The sequence below is a fragment of the Clostridioides sp. ZZV14-6345 genome (genome assembly GCF_020657775.1).
Lineage (GTDB): Bacteria > Bacillota > Clostridia > Peptostreptococcales > Peptostreptococcaceae > Clostridioides > Clostridioides difficile_D.
Window position 1 is genome coordinate 1 of sequence record NZ_JAGWCX010000097.1, and the last position, 10,927, is coordinate 10,927.

General features: G+C 30.0%; 12 protein-coding genes. 2 read left to right on the forward strand and 10 right to left on the reverse strand.

Features of this window, described 5'->3' with window-relative positions:
* Positions 1-222 precede the first annotated feature (222 nt).
* Entirely contained in the window at positions 223-591 is a 369-nt protein-coding gene (locus KGF39_RS18130; RefSeq protein WP_227823378.1) for a hypothetical protein, read from the forward strand.
* A gap of 560 nt (positions 592-1,151) precedes the next feature.
* Here KGF39_RS18130 and KGF39_RS18135 read toward each other — a convergent pair.
* The 10 genes from KGF39_RS18135 to KGF39_RS18180 form a co-directional block, all read right to left on the reverse strand.
* On the reverse strand, positions 1,152-1,445 hold the full coding sequence (locus KGF39_RS18135; protein ID WP_227823379.1) for a hypothetical protein: 294 nt from the start codon (positions 1,443-1,445) through the stop codon (positions 1,152-1,154).
* A gap of 16 nt (positions 1,446-1,461) precedes the next feature.
* Positions 1,462-2,769 (reverse strand): M20 family metallopeptidase, encoded by a 1,308-nt coding sequence (locus tag KGF39_RS18140; RefSeq protein WP_227823380.1) that lies wholly within the window; start codon positions 2,767-2,769, stop codon positions 1,462-1,464.
* A gap of 63 nt (positions 2,770-2,832) precedes the next feature.
* On the reverse strand, positions 2,833-3,312 hold the full coding sequence (locus tag KGF39_RS18145; RefSeq protein WP_227823381.1) for an L-2-amino-thiazoline-4-carboxylic acid hydrolase: 480 nt from the start codon (positions 3,310-3,312) through the stop codon (positions 2,833-2,835).
* Between the two features lie 46 nt (positions 3,313-3,358).
* Positions 3,359-4,222 (reverse strand): PTS system mannose/fructose/sorbose family transporter subunit IID, encoded by an 864-nt coding sequence (locus tag KGF39_RS18150; protein ID WP_227823382.1) that lies wholly within the window; start codon positions 4,220-4,222, stop codon positions 3,359-3,361.
* The gene (locus tag KGF39_RS18155; RefSeq protein ID WP_227823383.1) at positions 4,222-4,977 is read right to left on the reverse strand and encodes a PTS sugar transporter subunit IIC; all 756 of its coding nucleotides are present in this window, start codon (positions 4,975-4,977) and stop codon (positions 4,222-4,224) included. The genes KGF39_RS18150 and KGF39_RS18155 overlap by 1 nt, the downstream gene beginning before the upstream one ends.
* A 26-nt stretch (positions 4,978-5,003) precedes the next feature.
* Positions 5,004-5,492 (reverse strand): PTS system mannose/fructose/N-acetylgalactosamine-transporter subunit IIB, encoded by a 489-nt coding sequence (locus KGF39_RS18160; RefSeq protein WP_054272294.1) that lies wholly within the window; start codon positions 5,490-5,492, stop codon positions 5,004-5,006.
* A gap of 17 nt (positions 5,493-5,509) precedes the next feature.
* Complete coding sequence (locus KGF39_RS18165) at positions 5,510-5,911, reverse strand: PTS mannose transporter subunit IIC (RefSeq protein ID WP_227823384.1); 402 nt, start codon at positions 5,909-5,911, stop codon at positions 5,510-5,512.
* 2 nt (positions 5,912-5,913) lie between these two features.
* Entirely contained in the window at positions 5,914-6,411 is a 498-nt protein-coding gene (locus tag KGF39_RS18170) for a PTS sugar transporter subunit IIB (RefSeq protein WP_227823385.1), read from the reverse strand.
* A gap of 23 nt (positions 6,412-6,434) precedes the next feature.
* Entirely contained in the window at positions 6,435-6,839 is a 405-nt protein-coding gene (locus KGF39_RS18175; protein ID WP_054272291.1) for a PTS sugar transporter subunit IIA, read from the reverse strand.
* 230 nt (positions 6,840-7,069) lie between these two features.
* On the reverse strand, positions 7,070-9,637 hold the full coding sequence (locus KGF39_RS18180) for a sigma 54-interacting transcriptional regulator (RefSeq protein WP_227823386.1): 2,568 nt from the start codon (positions 9,635-9,637) through the stop codon (positions 7,070-7,072).
* 161 nt (positions 9,638-9,798) lie between these two features.
* Here KGF39_RS18180 and KGF39_RS18185 point away from each other — a divergent pair, with 161 nt between their 5' ends.
* Positions 9,799-10,542 (forward strand): phosphatase, encoded by a 744-nt coding sequence (locus KGF39_RS18185; RefSeq protein WP_227823387.1) that lies wholly within the window; start codon positions 9,799-9,801, stop codon positions 10,540-10,542.
* The last annotated feature ends 385 nt before the right edge of the window (positions 10,543-10,927 follow it).

The following is a 10,927-nucleotide window of genomic DNA, read 5'->3' on the forward strand; positions in this document are numbered from 1 at the left end:
TTTTATTAGCAAATAGTTTTTTGCTATTTTTACTTTTTTATACAAAATAGGGGCGTAGCACTATTTTCTAGTGCGACAGCCCCACTTCAAAAGCCCACTCATTTTAGTCTTGACGATTTCTGGCTATTCTGATATGTTTTAGTTATGATTACTTTGCGCCAAGTTGACCCAAAGTTCATGGGAAAAGTAAGCGATAAACCAAAATAAAGGAGGATATTTATTATGTTTGCTTTTAGTACAATTGTTCTTATTGTTTTTTTAGCTTATTTTGTATATTCAAGGAGCAAATTCAAAAACAAATCAAATGCAGGAGCCTTTTTCTTTGAAAATGATAGTCTTGTGCTAAATACAGGAATACCATATTCTATCCCACTTGATGAAATTGAGTGTGTTGAACTGGAATATAGTTCATGGGGATTGGAGCATCAGCTGTCTTATTATTTGGCAGTAAAAGTTATAAAAAAAGACGGAAAAACAAAACAGGTATATTATAAGGGGTACAAAACTGCGAAATTAGCCTTACCATCCGATATGAAAGCTGCGTTAGAGGAAAAGAAAGTGCGCTGTGTTATGATTGATATTGATAAATAATGACAATTTCCGCTTGTCTGGGTGTTGAACAGAGCGACAAACCGTAGTTGTAGCAGGCGGTTATAGACTTCAAAATTAGAACAATATCGGAGGGAGATGATAGCTTGCCTGAATATTTTTTGCACGAAGCTATCTTTGTGACAGAGGGAGTGTCTGCACTGCCCAAATCAATTATCAATCAGCCAGAATTGCAGATATATAACCGACTTCGGGAAGAAAAAAGACGACATAGGTGTGGTTGTGGAAGTTTATAAAAAGGCTGTCGATGTTGTTTGGATACGCATTATGAGTGATTACGGACATATAGATAATGACACTCCGTCCTTTGCAATTTCCCTGTATAAAGATTATCGGAGATTTGGAATAGGTACTGCATTGATGAAAGAAATGCTCCGTATTCTGAAAGATAGATGGTATAAACAAGCGTAACTTGCTGTGCAAAAAGCAAACTATGCTGTCAAAAACATAGCATCATAAAAGATAAATTTTAAAAAAATTTGTGTAATATGTAAATTTTATAAATAATATCCATTTTTATATAAAACTAGTAGCTAATCTATCTAAATACAGCTTTTATTTATCATGTTTTTTAACGTTTCTTCAACATCATCAAATACTATTCCATCATCTAAAGATGGAATAGTATTTGATGATGTTGAACATTGTATAGCTGTATTAATTGCAGTAGATATATTTAACGCACAGATTGTTTTTGCTCCACCAAGTACAGCTGCTATTTCTATTTTCCCAGTTCCAAGTATACCTCCCTCTAATGCATTCTTAATTATGTTTGCACTTAAATAAAGTTGAATTTGTTTTATCTCTCTTTTTAAGATATCTATATATTTGCACATAAAACCTCTTCTCCTTTTACAATTCTAATAGTTTTATTAAAGCTAGGGTATATATCTCCATATTCTTTCGTATATGCTCTATTGGTACTCTTTCATCTGCTCCATGACCGCCAGTTTTATACGCTAAGAACTTAGGTCCAAACGCCACCATATCTTTAAACCAACTTGCATATGTGCCACCACCCATAGCAATTGTATATCCATTTTTATCTGTTACTTCTTCATAAGCTTCTAATAACTTTTTAAGTACTAAATTACTCTCATCCACATAATGTAAGTCTTTATGAGCAATAACCTTTATTTTCCAACCATTACAAAAAAACTTTTTGAATCTATCTATTATATTGTTTAAAACTATATTTTTACCATACCTTATATCTATCTCACATATGATTTTTTCCTCATTCACTTTTAAGATTCCTAAATTTAAAGTAGTGCTTTCAAATACCTCATCATATTGATTAATTCCCAATGCATCTCCATAATAGTCACTACAAAGGTATTTTGAAACTAATTCTATATCTTCTCTATACTGAAAATCCATATTATCTTCAACTAGCTTTATTATCATTTTAGATATAGCATTTTCTCCCTTTTCAGGATTACTTGCATGCACAGCTACTCCTTTAGTAGTTAGCTCTGAAATAATTCCATTAATAATTTTTGCAGTACAATAAGATGGAACAACATTTTCTTTAGTTCCTCCCCTTACTATTATGTAAGGTTTACCTTTATCAACTTTAATCTCTTTTTCTATCCTTATATGAACTCTTCCTTTTTCTCCATTAACCACTGGATACATAGCATCTGGAGTAAATCCCATACTTGGAATTTCTTCACCTTTATCTAAATAATATTTGATACACTCCATACCTGTTTCCTCATTTGTACCAAAAATTAATCTTATTCTTTTATTAATTGTAGGGTACGTATCCTCTATATTTTTCAATACATGTATAAGCATAGATACAGCCCCCTTATTATCTATGGCACCTCTTCCATAAATAATATTGTCAATTACTGCTCCCGAAAATGGGTCTACACTCCACCCGTCTCCTGGTGGAACTACATCTAAATGCATTGGAATCCCTATTAATTCTTCTCCTTCTCCAATTTCTGCATATCCAATATAATTATCAATATTTTTAACGCTAAAACCCAAACTAGCACAGTAATCTAAAGTTTTCTCTAGAGATTTTTTAGGTCCTATACCAAAAGGACATTGTGAAATAGGTTCACCTTGTTGTGAGTCAATTTTTATCAATTCTTTTAGGAATTCTACTGTTATATTTAAACTATTATCTACACTTCTGCTTATATCCATAAATCAACCTACTTTCTGTTTTTTAAAGCCTGTCCTTAAAGAACAGGCTTTTAGCATTAAAAATTATTTTCTTGTGAATACTAATTCGCAAACTTCATCATCATGAGCACATTTTTGAGCAAACTCTAATCTAACGCCTTGTGCACAATCAACTCTTCCATAATCACCGTAACAAGCTAATCTACAAATTTCTTTTCTTTCTTCTTTAGTTAATCCATATTCTTTCCAAGCTGCATCTAATGGACAGTGATGGAATTTTAAAACTCCATTCTCATCTGTATTTTCTACTAATTCCATTTCAAACACTTTTTGTCCTTTACTGTTATATAACATTTCTGCCATTTTTCCTGGAGTGTCTGCTACGCTATATTTTTGACCTCTCATTTTACCAAACCCATATATTGCTTCTTTACATATATTATCTGGATTAACTCCTAATTTTTCAGCTTCTTTCATAAGAAGATAGAACCATACTGCTCTTTCTCCTGTTGCTCCTCTAATTCCTTCTAAATATTCCTTTTCTGTATACATTTTTTCTGACATTTCTTTCTCCTCCTAAAATTAAATTCTATATTTTAATCACTGTAAATTAGAATATTCCAATGAATGATCCTACTAATGCTAATACAACTAAAATTACTAGTAGCTTAGTTATTGTCCACTTCTTGTATTTCATTCCCCAATATACGAAGAATACAACACCAAGTGGTAATAAACCTGGAGCAATCATATTTAATGTATCTTGAACAACAATTGCTTTACCACCAATATCAAATGATAATGGAGTTGAAAGCTTAACTGTAGTTGCAGATAACGCTCCCATCATAAACATTCCTAGAATTGAAGCACCATCAATTATCTTATTGACAATACCACCTGATAGAATTTTCTTAATTGAATCTCTACCTAAAGAATATCCTAAATGGAATAAGTAATAACCTTCGCAAAATAGCAATATACTAAACATTATTGGGAAAAATGCACCTATAACACTTCCTTCAGCTCCAAATGAAGCACCTAAAGCTAAGAATATTGTTTGAAATGTACCAAAATCTAAAGTATCTCCAATTCCAGCCAAAGGTCCCATAAGCCCATTCTTAACACCTGAAATAACCTCTCCTGGGATTTTTCCTTCAGTAGCTTTCTCTTCTTCCATAGCTAAAACTGTACCGTGAATTAACCCTCCCCATATAGCTTGAGTATTAAAAAATTGTAAGTGTCTTTTTAACGCATCTACTAAATCTTCTTTTTTCTTATATAACTTTTCTAAAGCTGGAGTGAAACTTGCACAAACTGCTAATGCTTGCATTCTTTCAAAAGAGTTAGATAATTCAGCTGTCCACCACCATCTTAGGTATGTTTTTGTTACATCTTTCTTCGTAAGTACTCTTGTCTTATTAACTTCAGTTGTACCTTGTCCATTTTTAACTTCTTTATTTTTTATTTCTTGCATTATACTTCACCTACCCTTTTGTCTTCTTTCATAAAGGTAATTAAAAGAGCTATACAAACACCAAATATTGCAGCTGCAGTAATTGATATTTCAAAATATTGAACCATAAAAAATCCTATAATAAACATTGGTAAGAATTTATTTTTACCTATAGTAAATATTGTTGTTGCAAAACCTAATGCAGGTAATATACCACCCATTACTGTTAATCCATTCATTAACCATTGTGGTATAACATCTAATAATGATTTAACTAAATCTGCTCCAAAAAAGTTACATACAAAAACTATTGGAAATCTTAAAACAAACCCAAATATTAAAGAGTAAAGTGTTGCACATCTCCAGATACCTTTTGTATTACCTTCTTCGGCATACTTATCTGCCTTATGAACCAATACAGCATTACCAGTTCTTCTTAAGTTATTAACTAATACTCCTATAACACCTAAAGGTACCGCAATAGATACTGCAACTTCTGCATTAACACCCGTTTGAAGTGCTACTGGTATTGCAATAAGAGCAGCTAAACATTTATCTGATGGAATATTTCCTCCTGCTGCTACCATTCCTAGATAAACCATTTCTATACTTGCACCAACAATCATACCAGTTGTTACATCACCCCAAAGTAATCCAAGGCTAAAGCCTATAAATAAAGGAGACTTTAGTGTTGAGAAAAGGGTATACCCTGCAAGACCTGCTGCAAACCAATACCATAATCCTGTTACAATTGCCAACATCAAAACAGATTCCATTTATAATTCCCCCTAATTTATAATTTTTATTTAAATTTCTTTAATGCATTTTCATATGTCATAGATGATTCCTCTGGTATAACTTGTAGAACTATTTCAACCCCCTCTTCATTAAGTTCATTTAGTTGTTCTACATCTTTATTTCCTAATGAAACAGCTGTAAATACCATCTTCTTTCCAGCTTCATTTGGAATACCTCCTAATTGAATCTTTTCATATTTAAGTCCAGCCTTATACGCCTTATTTGCCATATCAACATTCTTAAATAGAATAAATATATTTTTATCTCCTAAGGTATTGTTTTGGAATGCTTGTCCTGCATCTTCTGCTGTTAAAATAACTACTTCTACTCCTGATGGTGCCGCCATTTTATATATGTCAGCCATAAATTCATCTTGACCTAAGAAGTCATCAACTATTATTATTTTTTGAGCTTGAGCGATTTTCACCCATTTTGTTATAACTTGTCCATGAATTAATCTATGATCTACTCTTACTAATGTTATTTTTGCCATTATATCCACCTCATAATTTATATTTTTTTGAATTCTTTAATTAAATCCACACAAAGGTTATTATTTTTTTTGACGATTCTTTCTGGTAATGTATGTACTTCATCTTCTTTGCTTAATTCTTCATCTACGATTAAAATTGTCTGTAAGCTAAGTCCATTTATTGCATCTATCCCTCTTCTTATAGCAACAGCTATTGCAACACTTGATGTAGAACCTCCATACAAATCTGATATTATAATTTTCACATCCTCTTTATCTACTACTTCTTCAACCTCTTTCATGAACACAGAAACATCTTTTTCAGAGCTTAGTGATAAAACTTCGTATTGATTTGACAATCCAAAATTTTTATTCGCTTCTTCTACTAATACCTTTCCCCAAGTTCCATGGCAGAGTATGATTACCTTATATTTATTCATTGCTAAACAAATTCTCCTTTACAGCGATTAATATTGTGATTTAATTCTACTTCTTCCTCATCAGGTACCATTTGAATTGATACATTAATATTTTTTTTAATAAATTCATCTATTAAAAGAAACTCTTTTTTATTAATGTATACATTTTGAGATATTTTCTTTTTTCCTATCCCTGTAGGTATTCTTCCAATAATAAGTTTTTTAATATCAATTCCTTCTTCTATCATTCTATTTGCAGTATCTAAGTTTTTAATTAATACAAAAACGTTATTATCAGCTTGGTTATTATAAAAGTACCTCCTTGATTCACTTACAGTTAATATTGATAAATCAATATTCTTTGGTGCTGCCATTTTTATCAAACCTTTAGCAATAACATCATTAGTTGTTTCATCATCTACTACTACTATTTTTTTAACACCTAGATACTTAACCCATTTATATATCACTTGACCATGTATTAATCTATCATCACATCTGCAATATTTTACTAAAGACATTTTTAATCGAACTCCTTTTTCTATTACATTGAGCTAAGAACTTTATTGATATGGTTTATACCAGTTTTCCCCGCTTCAATACATGCCTCTGCTAACTCTTCTAAACTTTTCCCCTCTCTATTAATTAAAGCTTCAAGTAGCATTGGAAGATTTACTCCAGTAAGTGCATGAAACTTTCCACCTTTTTTAAGGTTTAAACTTGCAACATTACTTGGTGAACCTCCTAATAGGTCAGCTAATACTAAAACTCCGTCACCTTCATCTAATTCATTTAACTTTTCTACAAAATTTCTATTTAAGTCTTCAATATTATCATTCCTATTTAGTTTAATTGCTGCTGTTCTTTCTGCTGGTCCTGCAATAAGTTCACAGCTTTTTATAATTTCTTCACTAAAACTCCCATGAGTCATAACTATTATCCCTATCACCAATTTCACCTCACTTTTCTTGTCACTTTTTATATAAGCAATTGCTGTGCCAACTTATGTGTATCAATAACAAATGGCTATTCTACAGGATTTAATCAAACCTTTTTACTTAATTTTTAAAAAAAACTTACTCTTTCAATATGTATCAAAAGCTTTTTCAAACCTGTATCAAATCTGTATCAAAAAGAATGAAAAAAAAGATAGCCTTTTGGCTATTTTTAAATTTTGTATCAACTTTTGAATTTATCTGTATCATATTGTGATTCAAATATATCTAATATATTTGCATATTCCATATCTGAAATAATTATATCGAATGTCTCTTCTACGAGCTTAAAACTTTCTTTTATAACTAAATATAATTCTTTACTTCTACTAACTCTTTCTTCATATGATTTATAAACTAAAGACTCTTTTATTATTACTCTTTCAATCATACATGAGCAATGAAATATAAACTTTACTAAAAGCTCATCTTGAATTACTAAAGAATAATGTTCGCTAATTCTATTAATTACTTCTTTTAATATAAAATAAGCCTTTTCCCCATTTAAAAAAGTCAAAGTTTTACTAATATTATCAATTAGTAATCTATCAAAATATCTACCACCATTATCCTTTTCAACATATGTAATTTCCATATCTCCATAATGTTTCTTTATAGATTCTATAATATTAAAATATAATTTCTCTAATGTCATTTTCGGAGTTAGGGCCTTTCTAGTTGCTTCTATTACAATAGGTGTACTTACCATATCTATTGCTTTTACTTCTTTTCCAGTAGCATCATGAATAACTTTAGCAAATGTTAAAATAGACCCCATATCAGTTAGAATTAAAATTCCCTTTCCTTTGTCAATTTCATTGGCTATTTCTATAGCTTGGACTAAAATATCCTGAACTCTATCTTCTAATCCCATATTGATTGCCACCGCATGGTTACAATCCAGTAAAGTATTAGCTACATTCACCATGCTAGATGCTGTAGATTCACCATGCATTATAACTAATATTGCTATACTCTCCTCATTTAATCCCACATAAGATAAATAAAGAAACGTTGCTAAAAAAATTGCTTCATCTTCTGGGAACTCAACTCCATACATTAACGACACATTAGATAATATTTCTTTTGCTATGTTATATTCATATGCTCTTTCCTTCATAATTTCATCTTTATTAGGATGCTTTACTATGTTACCAATCTTTATTCTTTCAATTAAATTCTGAATATGTAAGGCTATAGCTTTTATTAATTTATCTAACCCTTCTCTTTTGCTCCATTTATCATGCTTTTGTAAAATATGCTTCACAGTAGTTGCAATTGAATCATTAACAATATTGTTATAGGCTGTTTGATTGCTACTATTATATATAAAAGTATTCATTAAATTATAGGAATACTTCTGTATATCTTCATCTATAACACTTCTAATTTGAGACTCTTTAATACCTTCTTGTTGAAGTTTATTCCAAGATTCTTTTATCATTCCATAGAAATCTAAATCATACTTTTTATTTTCTATTAATAAATTTTCACTTTCAAAATTCTTTTCTTCTGGTAAAAAAATAATATCATCTTTCCCAATAAAACTGAAGTTTTGTACAAACTCCTCTTTTCTATTATTTCCGTATAATGATTCTCTAATATTGTTTGGTAGAAGAGAGAGTCTTACATATACACATTCCCTTTTATAGGTAATATAATCTAAAAAAGCTCTTGCACAAATTAATTGTATGTCGCTTTTTAATTGTCCTATATTTCCCTTACACTTATACAAAATAAATGCCTTAATAACTTCTTTTGAAACCTTTAACTTAACACCAATCCTAATACTTTCTTCTTTAAAAAAATAACATATAAGCTTCATTCTCTCTTGAAAGCCTCTTTCCTCTAAGGACGGAATCTTTATAGTTACAGGTATTCTTCTTAAAAACGTTTCTAACATTGCTGTTTCTGGGTCTTCTGTAGTGGCTGCAATTATCATAACCCTACACTCATGTACCTTATTAGCCTCTCCTAACCTTCTATATATACCTTTATCCATAAGCAGAAATAGCATTTCTTGTCCCTCTGCAGATAACCTATGAACTTCATCTAAAAACAATATTCCATTATTAGCTTCATGTACAATACCATACTTATCTTTATCAGCTCCAGTAAATGCTCCTTTTACATATCCAAAAAGCTGTGCTAATAATAATTGCTGATTATCAGAATAATCAGCACAGTTAAATATGATAAATGGTGCATTATCACTATCTTCTTTTATAGTTAAACTATACTTATACATATATTCTGCAAATATAGATTTACCAACTCCTGTAGGCCCTATTATTAATGTACTCAACCCCTTAGGTGGATATATTACTGCTGCTTTAGCTTGCTCTATCTGGGACTTTAAACTTCCATCACATCCTATTAAATTAAAAATATTGTTCTCTTTTTTTATACCCTCTACAATATACTCATCTTTGATAGAATCATTTTCACTATATTCGTTTATAGAATTAATATTATCAAATATCCCTTTATTTAGTTTCTTTCCTAAAATACTCTCAATACTTTCTTTATATAAGTACTGAACAGGTTTTCCCTTTATCTTTATAATAATACCTTCCTTTATTAATTGATTTAACTCCTTACTAGCATTACTTCTATTTATACATACTTCAGTAGCAATATATTCTGCATCAAATCCAAATCTAATGCCATTATTAAGTTTCAAGTGTTCTTCTGTTAACCTTTTCAAGCAAATTAAAACTTTTTCTTTCCTTGATAGCTTCTTTTGTATCATAGTTAACCTCCCCTATAAGCAGTAACACTGTTAAATATTATTAAGCTTAATTTTACAATATTTTAATATTTTTGTCTAATTGTGTAACTATTGATTTTTTTTCCTGTTCATCTTATAATATAAATTACGTTACCCTCATCTTTTACAGAGGAGGAATTTATATGAATTTTTTATCAGATTTACACACCCACTCTATAGTCAGTGGTCATGGCTATAGTACTTTGTTAGAAAATATTAATTATTGTAAAGAAAATGGAATTAAGATACTAGGTACATCTGAACATGGTCCTAAGATGCCTGGTTCTCCCCACAAATGGTACTTTCACAACATTCAAAATATCCCAAGAATCATAAATAACATTATAATCTTAAGAGGATGTGAAGCAAATATACTAGACACTGAAGGAAATATAGATTTAGAGCCTTTTGTCATTCCTCGATTAGATTATCTTATCTTGTCATTTCACGAAGCCGTTTTTTCACCAAATACATTAGAGAATAATACTAAAGCCTTAATAAATGCAATAAATAAGCATGATAATATTGAAATATTAGGCCACCTTGGAAATCCAAACTATCCAATCGACTATGAATTAATCATTAAATTAGCCATGGAAAAGAATATCTTAATAGAAATAAATAATTGTTCTATAAAAGGCGTGTCAAGAAATGGTAGCTCGGATAATTGTAAGTATATTGCTACACTTTGCAAAAAATATGGTGCTAAAATCATACTAACTTCAGATGCTCACATTTGTTTTGATATAGGTAACTATGAGTATTCTGAGAATATCTTAAAAGAAATTAATTTTCCAGATGAATTAATAATGAATTATCCTAAAAAACTTATTAATCATTTTCACCAAAAAGGTAAATTACTAGATGTTGATTATACAAATATTTGAGTAATAATACATGCTTGCTTTAACTCTTATAAAAAATCTTAATACTATTTATATTATATGAAATGGGTAAATTATGATGAAGAGGCTATTTAATAAAGCTTAATTACTTTTATAAACTTGATGAATTGATATATTCTATGATGGCAATAAAAATTATAACATTTTTAATAGGTTTAGTTTTATACTCCTTATAATATAAAGCTAAAAAAGCATCATCTAAAAAGGAGCTGTCGCATGAGTAAATTAAATTTGTTCTATGAGAGCTCTTTCTTTACTTATCTTAATTAGGTATATTTTTAATTGTTTTATATAAAGCTTATGTTCTAAGTAAAATTATGCATAACAAAAAGGAGCTGTCGCACTAAAAAATAGTGCTACGCCCTTT

What these genes read in the sequence shown, in the direction of transcription:
- KGF39_RS18130 (WP_227823378.1), top strand. Translation starts at nt 223, where the DNA reads ATGTTTGCTTTTAGTACAATTGTTCTTATTGTTTTTTTAGCTTATTTT.
- KGF39_RS18135 (WP_227823379.1), bottom strand. Translation starts at nt 1,445, where the DNA reads ATGTGCAAATATATAGATATCTTAAAAAGAGAGATAAAACAAATTCAA.
- KGF39_RS18140 (WP_227823380.1), bottom strand. Translation starts at nt 2,769, where the DNA reads ATGGATATAAGCAGAAGTGTAGATAATAGTTTAAATATAACAGTAGAA.
- KGF39_RS18145 (WP_227823381.1), bottom strand. Translation starts at nt 3,312, where the DNA reads ATGTCAGAAAAAATGTATACAGAAAAGGAATATTTAGAAGGAATTAGA.
- KGF39_RS18150 (WP_227823382.1), bottom strand. Translation starts at nt 4,222, where the DNA reads ATGCAAGAAATAAAAAATAAAGAAGTTAAAAATGGACAAGGTACAACT.
- KGF39_RS18155 (WP_227823383.1), bottom strand. Translation starts at nt 4,977, where the DNA reads ATGGAATCTGTTTTGATGTTGGCAATTGTAACAGGATTATGGTATTGG.
- KGF39_RS18160 (WP_054272294.1), bottom strand. Translation starts at nt 5,492, where the DNA reads ATGGCAAAAATAACATTAGTAAGAGTAGATCATAGATTAATTCATGGA.
- KGF39_RS18165 (WP_227823384.1), bottom strand. Translation starts at nt 5,911, where the DNA reads ATGAATAAATATAAGGTAATCATACTCTGCCATGGAACTTGGGGAAAG.
- KGF39_RS18170 (WP_227823385.1), bottom strand. Translation starts at nt 6,411, where the DNA reads ATGTCTTTAGTAAAATATTGCAGATGTGATGATAGATTAATACATGGT.
- KGF39_RS18180 (WP_227823386.1), bottom strand. Translation starts at nt 9,637, where the DNA reads ATGATACAAAAGAAGCTATCAAGGAAAGAAAAAGTTTTAATTTGCTTG.
- KGF39_RS18185 (WP_227823387.1), top strand. Translation starts at nt 9,799, where the DNA reads ATGAATTTTTTATCAGATTTACACACCCACTCTATAGTCAGTGGTCAT.